The 16,343-nt window shown below is 74.2% G+C and carries 13 protein-coding genes; 6 read left to right on the top strand and 7 right to left on the bottom strand.

Going from position 1 to position 16,343, the window contains the following annotated elements; genetic code table 11:
* Nucleotides 1-99 precede the first annotated feature (99 nt).
* The 5 genes from ACQP10_RS28245 (at nucleotide 100) to ACQP10_RS28225 (ending at nucleotide 7,191) form a co-directional block, all read left to right on the top strand.
* Nucleotides 100-1,092 carry an ABC transporter permease gene (locus ACQP10_RS28245; RefSeq protein WP_346023160.1) on the top strand — a complete coding sequence of 331 codons (993 nt, stop codon included), beginning with the start codon at nucleotides 100-102 and terminating at the stop codon, nucleotides 1,090-1,092.
* Nucleotides 1,089-2,000, top strand: coding sequence for an ABC transporter permease (locus ACQP10_RS28240; protein ID WP_433540041.1), 912 nt, complete (start codon nucleotides 1,089-1,091; stop codon nucleotides 1,998-2,000). The genes ACQP10_RS28245 and ACQP10_RS28240 overlap by 4 nt, the downstream gene beginning before the upstream one ends.
* Nucleotides 1,997-4,210 carry a dipeptide ABC transporter ATP-binding protein gene (locus tag ACQP10_RS28235; protein WP_433540040.1) on the top strand — a complete coding sequence of 738 codons (2,214 nt, stop codon included), beginning with the start codon at nucleotides 1,997-1,999 and terminating at the stop codon, nucleotides 4,208-4,210. The genes ACQP10_RS28240 and ACQP10_RS28235 overlap by 4 nt, the downstream gene beginning before the upstream one ends.
* Nucleotides 4,211-4,229: 19 nt before the next feature.
* Entirely contained in the window at nucleotides 4,230-5,939 is a 1,710-nt protein-coding gene (locus ACQP10_RS28230; RefSeq protein ID WP_179826666.1) for an ABC transporter family substrate-binding protein, read from the top strand.
* A 145-nt stretch (nucleotides 5,940-6,084) separates the two neighbouring features.
* The gene (locus ACQP10_RS28225) at nucleotides 6,085-7,191 is read left to right on the top strand and encodes a winged helix DNA-binding domain-containing protein (protein WP_433540039.1); all 1,107 of its coding nucleotides are present in this window, start codon (nucleotides 6,085-6,087) and stop codon (nucleotides 7,189-7,191) included.
* Between the two features lie 47 nt (nucleotides 7,192-7,238).
* On the opposite strand, the gene ACQP10_RS28220 is transcribed toward ACQP10_RS28225, so the two are convergent.
* From ACQP10_RS28220 to ACQP10_RS28190, 7 genes are all read right to left on the bottom strand, one after another.
* Complete coding sequence (locus ACQP10_RS28220; RefSeq protein WP_312873561.1) at nucleotides 7,239-8,381, bottom strand: AAA family ATPase; 1,143 nt, start codon at nucleotides 8,379-8,381, stop codon at nucleotides 7,239-7,241.
* On the bottom strand, nucleotides 8,378-9,019 hold the full coding sequence (gene pnuC / locus ACQP10_RS28215; protein WP_179826670.1) for a nicotinamide riboside transporter PnuC: 642 nt from the start codon (nucleotides 9,017-9,019) through the stop codon (nucleotides 8,378-8,380). Before pnuC ends, ACQP10_RS28220 begins: the two co-directional genes overlap by 4 nt.
* A gap of 17 nt (nucleotides 9,020-9,036) precedes the next feature.
* Nucleotides 9,037-9,981 (bottom strand): biotin-dependent carboxyltransferase family protein, encoded by a 945-nt coding sequence (locus ACQP10_RS28210; protein WP_179826672.1) that lies wholly within the window; start codon nucleotides 9,979-9,981, stop codon nucleotides 9,037-9,039.
* Nucleotides 9,978-10,631: a 5-oxoprolinase subunit B family protein gene (locus ACQP10_RS28205; RefSeq protein WP_179826674.1), complete on the bottom strand. Its 654-nt coding sequence runs from the start codon at nucleotides 10,629-10,631 to the stop codon at nucleotides 9,978-9,980. The genes ACQP10_RS28210 and ACQP10_RS28205 overlap by 4 nt, the downstream gene beginning before the upstream one ends.
* A 79-nt stretch (nucleotides 10,632-10,710) precedes the next feature.
* Nucleotides 10,711-11,487, bottom strand: coding sequence for a LamB/YcsF family protein (locus ACQP10_RS28200; RefSeq protein ID WP_179826676.1), 777 nt, complete (start codon nucleotides 11,485-11,487; stop codon nucleotides 10,711-10,713).
* A complete protein-coding gene (locus tag ACQP10_RS28195) occupies nucleotides 11,484-13,010 on the bottom strand; it encodes a hypothetical protein (protein WP_179828708.1) in 1,527 nt (508 codons plus the stop codon). The genes ACQP10_RS28200 and ACQP10_RS28195 overlap by 4 nt, the downstream gene beginning before the upstream one ends.
* Nucleotides 13,011-13,195: 185 nt before the next feature.
* Complete coding sequence (locus ACQP10_RS28190) at nucleotides 13,196-13,438, bottom strand: hypothetical protein (protein ID WP_179826678.1); 243 nt, start codon at nucleotides 13,436-13,438, stop codon at nucleotides 13,196-13,198.
* 579 nt (nucleotides 13,439-14,017) lie between these two features.
* Between ACQP10_RS28190 and ACQP10_RS28185 the strand changes: the two genes are divergently transcribed.
* Complete coding sequence (locus tag ACQP10_RS28185; protein ID WP_346023156.1) at nucleotides 14,018-16,111, top strand: SpoIIE family protein phosphatase; 2,094 nt, start codon at nucleotides 14,018-14,020, stop codon at nucleotides 16,109-16,111.
* Nucleotides 16,112-16,343 lie beyond the last annotated feature (232 nt).

Genomic DNA, 16,343 nt, shown 5'->3' with positions numbered 1-16,343 from the left:
TTGACCGAGACCGCACCCCCGATTGAGCACGCAGCGTGTTCGTGTTGCTGCATTATGTAGCAGGATGGCTGTCGACGGCGCGGACCGCGGAGGGGGACGATGGCGGGATTCCTTTTCCGCAGGCTGCTCAACTACCTGGCGCTGATCGCCGTCGCCACGAGCCTGGCGTACGCGCTGGCGGCCACCGCGCTGAACCCGCGGGCCAACTACGAGGGCCGCAACCCGCCGATCCCGCCCGCGGTCGTCGACGCCCGCCTGGCGGAGCTGAACCTCGACGACCGCACGCCGCTGCCCGAGCGCTACCTGAGGTGGGCGAGCGGGGTCGTGCGCGGCGACTTCGGCCGGACGGTCACCGGCGGGTCGGTCAACCAGGACCTCGGGCGGCGGATCGGCGTCACCCTGCGGCTGATCACCGCCGGGCTGCTCCTCGGCAGCGTCACCGGCGTGCTCGTCGGGGCCTACGCGGCCGTCCGGCAGTACGGCCCGTTCGACCGGTTGGCGACCGGCGTGTCGTTCGCGGTGCTGGCCGTCCCCACGGTCGTGCTCGCCAACATCCTGATCATCGCCGCGGTCTGGTTCAACTACCTGGTGGGCGCCCACGTCCTCCTGGTCAGCGGCGAGGCGACGCCCGGCATGCCCGGCGGCTTCGCCGCGCAGGCGGCCGACCGCCTGCGGCACCTGGTCCTGCCCACGCTGTCGCTGTCGCTGGGCCTGGCCGCGGTCTACAGCCGCTACCAGCGCAACATGATGCTCGACGTGCTGGGGGCCGACTTCGTGCGCACGGCCATGGCCAAGGGGCTGCGCCGCCGTACCGCGCTGGTCAGGCACGCGCTGCGCACCGCGCTGATCCCGGCGGTCACCTACTTCGCCTTCACCTTCGGCGCTCTGCTGGTCGGCACGACCTTCACCGAGAAGATCTTCGGCTGGCACGGCATGGGGGAGCAGCTCGTCAACTCCATCTCCGCCAACGACGTCAACACCGTCGCGGCGATCAGCTGCTTCGCCGCCCTCGCGGTGCTGGCCGCCGCCCTGGCCTCCGATCTGATGCAGGCCGTCCTCGACCCGCGGGTCCGGATGGGGGCGGACCGATGAGCGTCACCGACGAGGAACTCGCCGAGCAGCGCGAGGCCGGGAACCGGCTCGGGGCGCCGTCGCGGCTGCGGGTGGTCGCGGGCCGCTTCTTCGGCTCGTTCCAGGGGCGGGCCGGGTTCGCGCTGCTGGCGCTGATGTTCCTGCTGGCCTTCGCCGGCCCGTTCCTCGGCCGGTGGAGCTACACCGACCGGGACTTCACCGCCTTCCTCGCGCCGCCTTCGGCCGACCACTGGTGGGGCACGCTGCAGACCGGCGCCGACGTGTACGCCGTCACGCTGCGCGGCATGCGGCGGTCACTGGTCGTCGGCCTGCTCGCCGCGGTCGTCGGCACCACGCTGGCGGCCGTGGTGGGCGCGTTCGCCGGATACTTCGCCGGATGGACCGACCGGGCGCTGACCTGGGCCACCGACCTGCTGCTGGTGCTCCCGGCCTTCCTGATCCTGGCGGTCATGTCGCCGCTCTTCGCGAGCGGCCAGTGGCCGCTGTTCGTGCTGGTGCTGGCGCTGTTCCTGTGGATGGTCACCTCCAAGATCGTGCGGGGCGTGACGATCTCGCTCCGGGAGCGGGAGTTCGTGCACGCGGCCCGGTTCATGGGGGTGCGGCCCACCACGGTCATCTTCCGGCACATCCTGCCGAACATGTCCTCGCTGCTGGTCGTGGACGCCACGCTCAACGTCAGCGCCGCGATCCTCACCGAGACCTCCCTGTCCTACTTCGGCTTCGGCATCCAGCCGCCCGACGTCTCGCTGGGCAGCCTCATCGCCGACGGCACCAGGACGGCCCTGTACGCCCCGTGGACGTTCTGGTTCTGCGCCGGGCTGCTGGTCGTGACGGTGCTCGCGGTCAACATGGTCGGCGACTCCCTGCGGGACGCCTTCGACCCCGCCTCCGGGAGGGGACGCCGATGAAGGGGTACGGCGGGCTGCGGGCGGAGTCGGCGGGCCGGCCCCGGACGGGCCGGGCGGCCCGGGACGACCCGGCGGAGCCGCCCGGCCCGGTGCTGGAGGTGACCGACCTCCACGTGACCTTCGGCGCGGGGGCCGGGGCGGTGCGCGCCGTACGGGGGGTGAGCTACGCCGTCCGGCCGGGAGAGGTGCTCGGCGTCGTCGGCGAGTCGGGGTCCGGCAAGTCGGTCACCTCGCTGGCCGTGATGGGCCTGCTGCCGCCGCACGCCCGCGTCACCGGCTCGGTGCGGCTGCACGGCCGGGAGATCCTCGGGGCGGACGAGAAGACCCTCTCGGCCGTCCGGGGCGGGACGATCTCGATGGTCTTCCAGGACCCGCTCTCCGCGCTCACCCCTGTCTACCGGGTGGGCGACCAGATCGCCGAGGCGGTCAGGATCCACCGGCGGGTGAGCCGGCGGGACGCCGCCCGGCGGGCCGTCGAGCTGCTCGACCTGGTCGGCATCCCCGACGCCGCGCGGCGCGCCCGGGCCTTCCCGCACGAGTTCTCCGGCGGCATGCGCCAGCGCGTCATGATCGCGATGGCGATCGCCAACGACCCCGACGTGCTCCTCTGCGACGAGCCCACCACCGCCCTCGACGTCACCGTCCAGGCCCAGGTGCTGGAGGTGCTGCGGCGGGCGCGGCGCGAGACCGGCGCGGCGATCGTGCTGATCACCCACGACCTGGGGGTGGTGGCCGGGTTCGCCGACCGGGTGATGGTCATGTACGCCGGGCGGCCCGTCGAGGCCGGGACGGTGGACGACGTCTACCTGCGGCCGCGCATGCCGTACACCGCGGGCCTGCTCGCCGCGGTCCCGCGCCTGGACGCCGCGGAGCGGCCCGTGCCGATCGAGGGGGCGCCGCCGTCGCCCGCGGCGCTGCCCCCGGCTGCCCGTTCGAGCCGCGCTGCCCCTGGCCGTCCCCGCCTGCTCCGTCGCCGAGCCCGCCCTGGAGCCGGTCGGCTCGCCCGGCCACCTGGCCGCGTGCATCCGCGCGGAGGAGATCGAGGCCGCGGGCGGGGCCCCGCTCGCGGTCCGCCCCCGGGCGCCCTCCCGGCGGAGACCGGCGCGGAGGTCGCGGCGGGCGTCCTTCCGGCGGCGGGTGTCCCTCCGGTGGCGGCGGGCGTCCCGGAGGCGCCCGGCGGGCGCGCGGCACCGCCGCCTCGGCGGGACCGCGAGGTGGTCCTCGCGGTGGACGGCCTGGTCAGGCACTACCCCCTGACGAAGGGGACGCTCCTGCGGCGGCGGATCGGTACGGTCCAGGCGGTGGACGGCGTCTCCTTCGACGTCCGGGAACGCGAGACGCTCGCGCTCGTCGGGGAGTCCGGCTGCGGCAAGACGACGACGCTGATGGAGATCCTGAGGCTGGCCAGGCCGCAGCGCGGCACGGTCACCGTGCTGGGCCGCGACACCGCGGCGCTGGGCGCCCGCGACCGGATGGCGATCCGGCGCGACCTGCAGGTCGTCTTCCAGGACCCGATGGCCTCGCTCGACCCCAGGATGACGGTCTACGACATCGTCGCCGAGCCGCTGCGCACCCACGGGGTCCGGCGGCCGGGACCGCGGGTCCGCGAGCTGCTGCGCCTGGTCGGCCTGGAACCCGGTCACGCCGCGCGCCACCCGCAGGACTTCTCCGGGGGGCAGCGCCAGCGCGTCGGCATCGCCCGCGCGCTCGCGCTGGAGCCCCGCCTGGTCGTACTGGACGAGCCGGTCTCCGCGCTCGACGTGTCGATCCGGGCGGGCGTGCTCGACCTCCTCGCGGACCTGAAGGCGCGGCTGGGCCTGTCCTACCTGTTCGTCGCGCACGACCTGGCCGTGGTCCGGCACCTCGCCGACCGGGTCGCGGTCATGTACCTCGGGGTGATCGCCGAGATCGGGCGGGTCGAGCGGGTCTACGCCGCGCCGCTGCACCCCTACACGCGCGCCCTGCTGTCGGCCGTCCCGGTGCCCGACCCCGGCGCGGAGCGCTCGCGCCGGCACATCCTGCTGGAGGGCGACCTGCCCAGCCCGGCCGACCCGCCCTCCGGCTGCCGGTTCCGCACCCGCTGCCCGCTGTTCCGAATGCTCAACGGGGCGGAGCAGGCACGGTGCGTGGGCGAGCGGCCCCCGCTCCGGATGCTCGACGACGACCACGCCGCCTCGTGCCACTTCGCGGAGAGATCCGGCGCCATATGAGGATGAAGGAGGAAGAAGCGTGACATCATTCCGGCGCGCGACCGCGTCCGCCGCCGTGCTGGCCACGGCCTGGACGCTCGCCCTGACCGGCTGCGCCGGCGGGCGGGGAGCCGGGCCGGGCGGGGACGACAAGGCCGCCCCGGTCCGCGCCTACGACATCAACCCCGTCCCGCGCGAGCGGATCAGGAACGGCGGGCGGCTCCGCTGGGGCCTCAACGAGTATCCGGCCAACTGGAACCTCAACCACGTCGACGGCAACTCCGCGATGGTCAAGAAGGTCATCGACGGGCTGATGCCCTCCGCCTTCCGCTCCGACGAGCAGGGCCACGTCTCGGCGAACACCGACTACGTGCTCTCCGGCGGGATCACCGCGCGCACCCCCAGGCAGGTCGTCACACTGCGGCTCAACCCCCGGGCCCGGTGGTCCGACGGAACCCCGGTCACCTGGGAGGACTACCGCGCCCAGTGGCGGGCGCTGAACGGCTCCGACCCCGCCTACCGCGTCGCCGGGACCACCGGCTACCAGGACATCCAGGACGTCGCCAGGGGCCGGGACGACCACGAGGTCGTCATCACCTTCGCCCGTCCCTTCGGCGACTGGCAGTCGCTGTTCGGGCCGCTGTACCCGAGGTCCACCAACGCCACCCCCCAGGCGTTCAACACCGCCTGGCTGAACCGCATCCCGGTGACCGCGGGCCCCTTCCGGCTCGGGTCGTTCGACCAGACCGCCAAGACCGTCACGCTCCTCAGGGACGACCGCTGGTGGGGTGACCGGGCCAAGCTGGACCAGATCATCTTCCAGGCCATGGAGAGCGACGCGCTGGTCGGCGCGTTCAGCAACGGCGAGCTGGACACCTTCGACGTCGGCCCGTCCGCGCCCGACTACATGCGGGCCCGGAGCACCCCGGACGCGGTCGTACGGCAGGCCGCCGGACCGGACTTCCGGCACATCACGATGAACGGCGAGAGCGCGGCGCTCTCCGACGTCCGGGTGCGCCGGGCCGTCGCGATGGGCATCGACCGGCAGGTCATCGCCCGGTCCGACCTGCAGGGCCTCGACTGGCCCATCACCCTGCTGGGCAACCACTTCCTGATGAACACCCAGGAGGGCTACCGCGACAACGCCGGGAGGGTCGGCGTCTACGACCCCGCCGAGGCCGGGCGGCTGCTGGACGCCGCCGGATGGCGGCTGTCCGGCCAGACCCGCCGCAAGGACGGCCGCGACCTGACCCTGCGCTTCGTCGTGCCGTCCGGCCTGCAGCTCACCAAGTCCGAGGCCGAGCTCGTGCAGAGCATGCTCGCCCGGATCGGCGTCGGGGTCGCCATCCAGTCGGTGCCCAGCGACGACTACTTCACGAGATACATCATCCCCGGCAACTACGACGTCACCGCGTTCTCCTACGTGGGCACCCCCTTCCCCGTCTCCAGCGGCTACGGCCAGTACGCCGACGCGTCCAAGGACGCCGCGGGGCACCTCCAGTGGAACGCCAACCTGGGCCGCATCGGCTCCCCCCGGATCGACGCCGCCATGCAGAAGGCGACCGCCGAACTCGACCCGGAGCGGGCGCTGGCCGCCACCAACGCCGCCGACCGGCTGATCTGGGAGGAGGTCAACGTGCTGACGCTCTACCAGCGCCCGCAGAACGTCGCGGTCGGCCGCGACGTGGCCAACTACGGCGCCCGTGGCTTCTACGACCTGCGCTACCAGGACATCGGCTTCACCCGCTGATCCCGCGCCCGCGCGGGAGTCCCGGCATACGCTCCCGTGCCCGGTGCCGGGGCCGGGGCCGGACCGTCGTGCGTCACGGCGGCGGGCCCGCACGGTCCGGCCACCGCCGCCCCTTTCGCCGGGACGGTGGTGTAGAACCTGATCCATGTCTGTTTCCGTAACATGGCCGCAGGCGCTCGCCTGGCGGCTGAGGCGGCAGTTCGTCGACCCGGTGGCCGGCCCGGACGCGGTCTCGGTGGTCCGCCGCCTGACCGGGGTGCAGGCGCAGGTGGCCTCCTCGGCCGAGCTGGCCGTGGCCGTACGGCACGCCGCCCCCCGCCCCGGTGAGATCGACGACGCCCTGTGGCGCGACCGCACCCTGGTGAAGACGTGGACGGCGCGCGGCACCCTGCACCTGGTCCCCGCCGACGAGCTGGCCGCCCACACCGCGGTCCTCGGCTCCTTCCGCCACTGGGAGAAGGGGTCCTGGCAGCGGGGCCACGGTGTCGGCGCCGCCGAGGTCGCCGCCATCCTGGAGGCGGTCCCCGCGGCGCTCGCGGGCCGCGCCCTCACCCGCGAGGAGCTGGTCGAGGCGGTCATCGCGGCCACCGGCGACGCCCACCTGCGGGAGGCGCTCACGTCCGGCTGGGGCGCTCTGCTGAAACCGCTGAGCTTCCTCGGTGAGCTCTGCTACGGCCCGCCGCGCGCGGGCCGGGTGACCTTCGTCAGCCCCCGCGACTGGCTGGCCGGGCACCGGCCCGGATCGCTCCCGCCCGAGGAGGCCGGTGTGCGGCTGGTCCGCTCCTTCCTCGGCGCGCACGGTCCCGCCACCCCCGAGGCATTCGACGCCTGGCTCTACCGCGGGGGCGCCCGCAAGGCGGCGCTGCGCGGCTGGTTCGGCGAACTCGCCCCCGAGCTGGCCGAGGTCGAGGTCGAGGGCCGGCCGATGACGATCCTCGCCGAGCACCTCGACGACCTGGCCGCGACCGCCCCCACCGCCGGGGTCCACCTGCTGCCCGGTTTCGACCAGTACATCCTGGGCGCTCCGCGCGACCTCACGCCGCTCCTGCCCGCGGCGGCCCGGCCGAAGGTCAGCCGGGCGGCCGGCTGGATCTCCCCTGTCGTGGTCCATCAGGGCCGGGTGGCCGGGGTCTGGGAGGCGAAGGACGGCGGGATCGTCCTCGACCTCTTCGAGGACGTGCCCGCCGCCCCCCTGGCCGCCGCGGTCGAACGCGTCGAAGCCCTGCTGCGGCGGGACCGGCCCGGCGCCTGAGCCGCGGCACGCCCGGCCACCCCGGCGCCCCGCCGTCGGGGCGCCGGTCACAGCGGTTCGGTGAACGCCCAGCCGCGTGCCAGCAGGGCGTCGACCGCCTCGACGGCCCGCTCCAGCCGCGCGGCCGGCGGGCCGGACGCCACCACGTGCGGCAGCCCCCGCGCGCGGAGCTCCTCGCGGAAGCGGGCGTCCATCCGGTGCCGGACCGCCTCGCCGTCCCGCCAGCCGTCCTGCTCGAACGGCACGTCCTCCACCGAGGTGTGGATCCACAGGTCGTGCCGGGCGCGCGGGTGAACGGCGCAGGCCGTCCCGAGGTAGCGCTCGTGCCACAGCGAGGTGGCGAACGCGTCGGTGTCGCACACCAGCAGCGGAGAGCCCACGCGGGCGGCGGCGTCCTCCCACGCGAGCTGGCGGTCGGCGATCTCCGCGAACTCCGCCGTCTCCCACTCCAGGTCGTCCAGCCACGGCTCCGGAAGCCCGGCCGCCTTCGCCCGGCGGCGGGCCAGGGCGAGCTTCTCCTCGCAGTACGTCCTGCCGTACTCGGGGACCCAGCGGGTCGCCGCCCAGGGTCCGCCCCGGGCGGCGTAATGAGCGGCCAGGTCCCTGGCCAGGGTGGTGGTGCCGCTGGACTCGGCGCCGACGACCACCACGCGGCGGGCCAGGTGGCCACGGACCGCCGGGGACAGCCATGGCCAGCACGCCACCGGGTCGTTCCTGACCATCGTTCCGCTCACCGGGAACCGCTCCCGGGCCGCGTCGACGCTCACGTGGACGGCGCCGAACCGGCGGGCCAGCTCCGCGCCGTACTCCTCCGAGGAGAAGACCGCGTCGATCCGCGGGACGGTACCGTGCGCCAGGGCGAGCGCGTGACGGAACACCGCCACGTGCGCGGCCCAGATCTCCGGATCGCCGTAGTCGATCTCGACGTCGTCGACCACCGGGGCGATCGTCACGCCGGGCTGCGGGTGGGCCTCGCGCAGCCAGGCGGCGCGCAACGCCAGCGGGACGCTCTCGGCCGACGAGGCGGCCACCACCACGCTCACCCGGGCGCACCGGGCCGCCGCGGTGTCGACGAGGTGGTGGTGGCCCATGTGCGGGGGGTAGAACTTGCCGATCACCAGCCCGTGGGCGAAGACCCCGGGCACGTCGCCCGCCCCGCTCACATCACCCGGACCGCTCGCCCCGCTCACGCCGTCACCGGAACCGGCCGGGCCGCGAGCTCTCCGCGCCAGGCCCGCAGGCCCGAGACGCAGAGCGCGAGGAAGACCACGTACAGGACGGCGGTGAGGTGCAGCCCCTTGTAGGCGTAGAGCGGGATGTAGATCAGGTCGGCCGCGATCCACAGCCACCACGACTCCACGAGCTTGCGGGTCTGCCCGTAGGTGGCCGTCAGCGACAGCGCGGTGGTCAGCGCGTCCCAGAAGGGCACGGTGGAGTCGGTCCAGGTTGCGAGGGCGACGGTGAGCACGGCGGTGGCGGCGGCGCCGCAGACGGCCAGCGCGGCCCACTCGGCCCGGCGGGTCCGGCGCACCGCGGGGCGGGTGCGGCCCGCCCCGCCGTACATCCACTGCCACCAGCCGTACGCGCCGAGCGCCACGTAGAGGACCTGCAGGGCCGCGTCGGCGTACAGCCCGACGGCCAGGAACACCAGTCCCAGCAGGATCACGTTGGCGATCCCGATCGGCCAGTTGGCGATGTGCTGGCGGGCCACCAGCCAGACCGTGAGGATGCCGCTGGCGAAGCCCAGCAGCTCGGCCCAGCTGGTCGGCGTCCCGGCGAGGGTGAAGGCGGGCTGGAGGAGGGGGTCCAGCAGTTCGGCGAGGGACATGCGATCTCCTTTATCGTCTATATGACGATAAAGGGTCGGTGAAGACGGAACCAGACCCGGTCCCCGGGGCGCAGCTGCGCGGCCACGGGCAGGTCGGCCGAAGCGACGACGGCGATGACCGGATAGCCGCCGGTCGGGGGATGGTCGGCGAGGAAGACGATCGGCTGGCCGCTCGGCGGCACCTGCACCGCCCCGGCCACCATTCCCTCGCTGGGCAGCTCATCGTCGCGGACGCGCCGCAGGGCCGTCCCCGTCAGCCGTACGCCCACCCGGTTGCTGTGCCGGCTCACCTGGTACGGCGCGGCGCACAGCGCCTCCAGCGCGTCCGGGGCGAACCAGTCGTCGCGGGGGCCGGGAAGCACCCGCAGCACGCCCCGCGGGACCGGAGGCGGCGGGGCGGCGTCGACGACGATCGGCGGCAGGCCGGCGGCCGGTCCCAGAGGCAGGCGCAGCCCCGGGGCCAGCGGCGCCGGGCCCAGGCCGGAGAGCGCGTCGGTCGAGCGGCTGCCCAGGACGGCCGGCACGTCGAGGCCGCCGCGGACCGCGACGTAGGTGCGCAGCCCCGCGGTGGGCGTGCCCACCCGCAGCTCGCCGCCGGACGGCACCCACACCGGCGCGTACGGCCCCGCCGCTCCGGGCCGCTCCGGGGACCCCGGCCCTTCGGAACCGTCCGCGCCCTCGGGGAGGCGGAGCGTGAGAGGGCAGGGCGCCCCGGTGACGGCGACCCAGGCCCCGGCGGGGAACCGCAGGCAGGCGCCGCCGAAGGTCAGCTCGATCCCGGCGGCGTCCTCGGGGTTGCCGACCAGCCGGTTGGCCAGCCGCAGGCTCGGCGCGTCCGCGGCGCCGGAGCACGGCACCCCGAGGTGGCCGAGGCCGGGGCGGCCCAGGTCCTGCACGGTGGCGTACGGGCCGGGCGCAACCACCTCGACCACGCGGGGGACGGGATCCGCCTCCGGACTCATCCCCGCACCGCCCGGAAGCGGACCCGGGTGCCGGGGGTGAGCAGCGCGGGCGGGTCGGCGGCCGTGTCCCACACGACCAGGGAAGAGCGGCCGAGCAGCCGCCAGCCGCCCGGCGAGGCCGCGGGGTAGACGGCCGAGTACGGGCCGGCGATCGCCACCGCCCCGGCGGGCACCGAGGTCCGGGGCGTGGAGAGGCGCGGCACGTGCAGCGCCGGGTCCAGCCCGGTGAGGTAGGCGAAACCCGGGGCGAACCCCAGCCAGCCCACCACCAGCTCCACGCCGGTGTGCCGCTCGACCACCTCCCGGACCGGCAGCCCGCTCAGCTCGGCCACGTCGGCGAGGTCGGGGCCGTCGTAGACCACCGGGACCGTCACCGTCCCGCGCGCGCCGGAGGGGGCCGGGGCGGCGTCGCATGCCGTGCCCAGCAGCAGGGACAGCCGGGCCCGCAGCGCGGCCGGGTCGGCGCCCGGGGCGACGACGAGGACGGTGGCGGGGCCGGGCACGATCTCGGTCACCCCCGCCGGGCGGCGTTCCCGCAGCAGGGCGTCCAGCCGGTGGGAGACCTCCAGAGAGCCGGTCTCCACCAGCAGGGCGGACTCCCCGGCCCGGCGGATCACCGCCCGGTCGCCGGAGCCCGGCCGGGACGTCATCCGGCCATCCGGCGGGCCGGGCCGGCCGGCCGTACCCGCGCCGCGCCCGGACCGGTGGACCGCGTCGCCGGCGGAGTCCTCACCGGAACGCCCGCAGCGTCACCCCGGCGGCCTCCAGCGCCTCGCGGACGGCCCGCGCCAGCGCCACCGCGCCGGGGGTGTCGCCGTGCACGCAGATGGACCGGGCGTCCACCGCCACCTCCGAGCCGTCGGCCGCGGTGACCGTCCCGGCCGTCGCCATCCGCACGGCGCGGGCCGCGACCGCGGCGGGGTCGTGCAGCACCGCGCCGGGGGAGCGACGGGGGACCAGCGTTCCGGCCGGGGTGTAGGCGCGGTCGGCGAACGCCTCGGTGACGGTGGCCAGGCCCGCGCGGGCCGCGACGGCGTGGACGGCCGAGCCGGGCAGCGTGAGCACCGGCAGGCCCGGGTCGTAGTCGGCCACGGCCGCCACGACGGCCTCGGCCTGCTCGCTGTCACGGCAGATCCGGTTGTACAGCGCGCCGTGCGGCTTGACGTAGGTGACCCGGCCGCCCATCGCCCTGGCGATCCCGTCCACCGCGGCGAGCTGGTACAGCACCTCGGCGCACAGATCCTCGGGGTCGACCTCCATCTCACGCCGCCCGAAGCCGGCCAGGTCGCGGTAGGACACCTGGGCGCCGATGGCCACCCCCCGGTCGACCGCGGCCGCGCAGGTGCGGCGGATCGTGCGGGGGTCACCGGCGTGGAAGCCGCAGGCGATGTTCGCGCTGGTCACGATGTCCAGCAGGGCCATGTCGTCGCCCAGCGACCAGATGCCGAACCCCTCGCCGAGGTCGGCGTTCAGGTCGATCACCGCGCCGGTCGCCGCGCGGGTCACCACGGCCCTCCCGTCCCCGGCGGCTCGTCGGGGATGTCGGCGATGTCGTCGAGGGCGACGGCGAGCTCCTCCGGGTCGTCGCCGATCCGCTCGACGATCTCCATCAGCACGTGCAGCACGTCGTGCCGGTCGTGGCCCAGGTCCAGCAGCCGCTGCGCGGCCTCCCACAGCTGCGGGGGGTCGCCCTCCCACAGCCGGGCGGCGATCTCCTCGTGCCAGGCGAGGTGCTCGTCGCGGTCGGGCCGGCGCCGCTCGTCCGCGTGGTCGATCTCCAGCAGGATCCGCCGGTCGGCGTCGTCGGCCGGGTTGAGCCGGTCGAGCTTGATCTCGCCGTGCGTGCCCTGCAGGAAGGGGAACGCGAAGACGCGCCGGGCCAGCGCCGACAGGTCGCCGTCCGGCAGCAGCCTCTCCAGCAGGTCGCGGTCGATGCCGAAGGTGGTCGGGTCGCGGTAGGCCTCGGCGAACTTCCCCGTCGCCTCCCAGATCCCGTCCAGCGTGGCGCGCAGGCCCTCATCCGGCAGCCCGGTCCGGCGGGCCGCGAAGCGCGCCCAGGCGCTGAGCACGTACGGCACCGCCTCCTGCTCGGCCGGGCTGAGCATCACCTTGCGCGGCAGCCAGTCGAGCAGGAACGCCTCGCACTTGGCCGGGCTGACCCGCAGGGGACGCCCGAAGTCCTGGTCACAGCCGTAGTCGATGATGTGGTCGGCGCACCGCGAGGCCGCCGACGGGTCCGACAGGTGCTCGGCCGCGTCGGAGGACAGGAACTCCGCGGCGAGCATCGCCCGGCGGTCGCGGCTGTAGGGGGCCTCGCTGTGCAGCGGGGCCGGGCGCTTGCGGCCGGGCGGCAACGCCTTGATCCGGGAACGGGCGAAGGCGTGGTAGGCGCTGTAGCTGTCGCTGACCGGCGCGGTCGTCCTGCGGTCGCCGTACTCGGCGGTGGCCTTCATGGCCGACTCCAGCAGCGCCCGCGCCTGCTGCGGCTCGATCTCCTCGAACCGGAGCATCGGGTTGGCCTCGGCCTCGGCCCGGGCCTGCTCCAGCAGCTTGTCGACGTGCGAGGAGACCCAGGCGTCGCGGGCGATGCCCCGCATGTTGTAGTCGACGACCATGACCAGCGCGTGCGGCTCCTCGGCGGCCTCGGCCCCGCGGTAGCCGAAGGTGCACACGACGGTGTCCTGGTCGCCGTAGGCGTCGCGGGAGACGTAGCAGCCGGTGGGCTTGACCGCGCCCAGCCGGTCGGCCCAGCGGGGCCTGGCCACGTCGCGCTCGATGAGCGCCAGCGCCGCGCCCTCGGCCTTGGCGGCCTGGCGGGCCGTGCCGAGATAGGCCAGCGCGATCAGCAGGGTCAGCGCGGCGGGGGAGCCGGCCTTGGCGGCGTAGTCGACCAGTCCCTCGCCGAGGACCTGCTCGGCGTCGCCGCCCTTCAGGCGGCGCCCCCACCAGGCCCCGACCATGTCGGAGACCATGAGCTCGGCGTCCAGAGGGCTGCGTACGGCCAGCAGTTCGCGCGCGGCCACCAGCATCTCGGAGAACACCTCGTCAGGAGACCGGCTCTCGCGGGGGTCTCGACGGTGTCGCCGGCTCAAGCGACCTCCCCCATCCGCCGGATCCCGGTGCCGCCGCACTGATCGGTTCGCTCGCTCACGCCCCAACCCTCTCGCATTCCCGGGCCAAACGGTGCGTAGGACGCGCTCCGGTGATCTCGATGTTACCGAGGACTTCGGGGCGGCGGCGCGGAGTTGACGAGCGCGAGCAGATGCTCGCGGGCGACGCGTTCCACCACCTCGGGCGTCGCGTCGATCCCCAGATGCTCCGCGCAGGCGCGGACGTCGGCCACGCACCTGCTGACGGTGCCGAGGGGAACGGTGAGGAACTCATCGGCCAGGCGGGCGCTCACCGGATCGTGGAGCTTCGTTGCGCCGTCGGCGAGATGGGTGACCAGAGCGGACATGTATGTCGCATTCCTCCGGGTTCCCGGGGCAAACCCCCGGACGGACGACGGGGACGTGCGTTCTCATTCCACAGCTTATCGCGTGAGTGTCAACCCCAGATGCCGCCCGGCATGTTCGGGTTGACACGGATTCTGACAGATTTGCGAGACCGCGGAGTAAACGAATGTCCCCGAAGAGGGAGCCAAATCGGGATTGAGTCAGTAGCCTGATCTTGTTCGGGGCGCGCGCGGGGTCGAGGTGGACGGTTGTCGGGACGGTCCGGCTTGATCCTGCTAGGGTCCTGGCGGCATACGGAGGTGGACGCGGAGGGGAACGGCGCCACCATTCGGCTTCGGCGGAATGCTGGTCGGGCGATGCCCGTGCTGGGAACCCGGCGCGTCAGCGTGCGGGCCCGGTCCCGGACCGGGGAGGGCCCGCGGGATGCGCGCTTCGCCGCATCTTGGGCGGGGCTTCCGTCCGCACGCACCCATCGCCGATGATGTACTGCAGATCCGGTCCCCCGGAGCTGCGCTACGCCGATTCGCAAGTTTGGAGATGTGCCTCGTGGGAGACCCTGGCACGCGACGGAGGTGCCGACCATGAGCGCCGAAACCTCCGTGCCCCGTCCCCGGGAGTCGGGTGTGGACATCTCGGACTCCGGACTGCTCCATGGCCTGTTGTCGCAGTCGCCCTTCGCCTTCGCGTTCTTCGGCCCCGACGGCCGCTTCCACCGGGTGGACGAGGTCTTCGCCGACGTGGTCGGTCTTCCCGCCGAGCGGCTGGTCGGCCGGACGCCGGGCGAGCTGCTCCCGGCCGACCTCACCGCGCTCCTGGAGAGCGCGGTCCGCGACGTCGTCGCGGGCGCCGACGTCGAGACCGACCAGCGGATCCGGGTACGCGCGGCTGACGGCGGCACCCGCCACTGGTCGCTGACCTTCTCCCCGGTCCACGACGACAAGGACGCGCTGCGCGCGGTCTGCCTGGTCGGGGTGGACGTCACCGGCAGCCGGCAGGTCGAGGAGGACCTGCGGCGCAGCGAGGAGCGCTACCGCTCGCTGGTGGAGGCCCAGTCGCAGCTCGTGTGGATCACCTCGCCGAGCGGCGCCGTCGTGGAGGACGCGCCGCAGTGGCGGGCCATCACCGGCCAGGGCCTGGAGGAGTATCTCGCCCACGGCTGGCTGGAGGCCGTCCACCCCGACGACCGCCCGCACACCGAGGAGGCGTGGCGCGAGGCGCTGCGCGGCCGGACCATGTTCGAGTGGAGCTACCGCGTCCGCACCCGCGCCAGCGGCTACCGCCACTTCGAGGTGCGCGCGGTCCCCATCATCCGGCACGGCCGGGTGGTCGAGTGGGTCGGCGCCAACACCGACGTCACCCCGCAGCGCGAGGCCGAGGAGATGCGCGGCCGCCTCACCGACCAGCTCGGCGCCGCCGCGCTGCGCACCGCCCGTCTCCAGGGCGCCACCGCGATGCTCGCCGAGGCGCTCACCGTCGAGCAGGTGGTCCAGGTCATCATCGACGTGGGCCGTACGGCGGTGGCGGCGGACCGGTCCGCGGTGGCCCTGCTCGACGTCGACCGGGCCGCCCTGAAGCTGGTCAACAACGGCGGCATCCCCGATGTCCCCGGCGCGCCGGGGGAGGAGATCCCGCTGGCGCACTCCAGCGTGATGACCATGGCCGTCAACAGCCGCCGCCCGGTCTTCGCCGAGTCTCCCGAGAGCCTGCGCGCCCAGCTCGTCGAGGCCGGGGGCGACGAGGAGCTCATCTCCGGGTTCATCGCGCACAGCGACGAGCGGGCCTGGGTGGGGCTGCCGCTGCTGGCCGCCGGCCGCGCGCTCGGCGCCCTGCGGTTCTCCTTCACCCGTCCCCAGAAGATCTCCCAGGAGGACGGCGTCTTCCTGGAGGCGCTGGCCGGCCAGTGCGCGCTCGCCGTCGAGCGCGCCACGCTGTTCGAGCGCGAGCACCGCACCGCCGAGACGCTCCAGCGCAGCCTGCTGCCCGACCGCCTGCCGGTGGTGCGGGGCCTGGTGCTGGCCCAGCGGTTCCGCTCGGGCAGCCGCCACGTCCAGGTCGGCGGCGACTGGTACGACGCCTTCGTCCTGCAGGACGGCAGGGTCGCGGCGGTGGTCGGTGACGTCATGGGCAAGGGCGTCAAGGCCGCGGCCGGCATGGGCCGGATCCGCAACGCCATGCGGGCCCTGGCGCTGACCAACCCGCCGCCCGCGGCCGTCCTTACCGGCCTGGACCGGGTGTTCGAGGCGACCGAGGAGGAGGAGCAGGTCACCACCCTCGCCTACATGGTCGTCGAGCCCGGCACGGGAGAGGGCACGCTGGCCCTGGCCGGACACCCGCCGCCCCTGCTGGTCTCACCCCAGGGCGTGCCGATCCTGTGCGACGGCGAGCCGGGCACCCCGCTCGGCTGGCCGACGAGCCGCAGGCAGTTCCGGTTCTGCGTGCCGCCCGGCCACACCGCGGTCCTGTACTCCGACGGCCTGGTGGAGAACCGCAAGCGCGGACTGGACGCGGGACTCGCCGATCTGTGCTCCGTCGTGACCGAAGCGCCTCCTGAGGTCGTGGGAAGTCCTCACATGTTGCTCGACTTCCTCGTTGATCGCATGTTGGCGGGATATGAGCAGGATGACGACGTCACGGTGCTGGCGATCCACGTCCCGCCAGCCACGAAGAGTGACTGAATGAAACAGTCATAACGGTTGCTTTCGGGTATCGGTGGCGCGCTTACGTACGCACTACTCTCTTGGTCGGCCTAGGGTGGAGGACAACCGCCAGGAGGCGGCCGTATGGATCACGGTGTCATGTCACAATGCTTGACAGGTGCGTCGCGGTTCGCGCGGCCTCGTCCAGCACAACCAGAGGTATTCGCCCCTAGCGGGCATCTGGGTCCATTCTCGTCACGCTTTCCTTCGA

Origin of the sequence: Streptosporangium sandarakinum, from assembly GCF_050942225.1 — a bacterium.
Classification (GTDB): domain Bacteria; phylum Actinomycetota; class Actinomycetes; order Streptosporangiales; family Streptosporangiaceae; genus Streptosporangium; species Streptosporangium nondiastaticum.
Note: the sequence above shows the minus strand (reverse complement) of the source record. Positions and strands in the feature narration are given on the sequence as shown.

What these genes read in the sequence shown, in the direction of transcription:
- ACQP10_RS28185 (WP_346023156.1), top strand. Translation starts at nt 14,018, where the DNA reads ATGAGCGCCGAAACCTCCGTGCCCCGTCCCCGGGAGTCGGGTGTGGAC.
- ACQP10_RS28205 (WP_179826674.1), bottom strand. Translation starts at nt 10,631, where the DNA reads ATGACGTCCCGGCCGGGCTCCGGCGACCGGGCGGTGATCCGCCGGGCC.
- pnuC (WP_179826670.1), bottom strand. Translation starts at nt 9,019, where the DNA reads ATGTCCCTCGCCGAACTGCTGGACCCCCTCCTCCAGCCCGCCTTCACC.
- ACQP10_RS28190 (WP_179826678.1), bottom strand. Translation starts at nt 13,438, where the DNA reads ATGTCCGCTCTGGTCACCCATCTCGCCGACGGCGCAACGAAGCTCCAC.
- ACQP10_RS28245 (WP_346023160.1), top strand. Translation starts at nt 100, where the DNA reads ATGGCGGGATTCCTTTTCCGCAGGCTGCTCAACTACCTGGCGCTGATC.
- ACQP10_RS28235 (WP_433540040.1), top strand. Translation starts at nt 1,997, where the DNA reads ATGAAGGGGTACGGCGGGCTGCGGGCGGAGTCGGCGGGCCGGCCCCGG.
- ACQP10_RS28240 (WP_433540041.1), top strand. Translation starts at nt 1,089, where the DNA reads ATGAGCGTCACCGACGAGGAACTCGCCGAGCAGCGCGAGGCCGGGAAC.
- ACQP10_RS28225 (WP_433540039.1), top strand. Translation starts at nt 6,085, where the DNA reads ATGTCTGTTTCCGTAACATGGCCGCAGGCGCTCGCCTGGCGGCTGAGG.
- ACQP10_RS28195 (WP_179828708.1), bottom strand. Translation starts at nt 13,010, where the DNA reads ATGCTGGTGGCCGCGCGCGAACTGCTGGCCGTACGCAGCCCTCTGGAC.
- ACQP10_RS28210 (WP_179826672.1), bottom strand. Translation starts at nt 9,981, where the DNA reads ATGAGTCCGGAGGCGGATCCCGTCCCCCGCGTGGTCGAGGTGGTTGCG.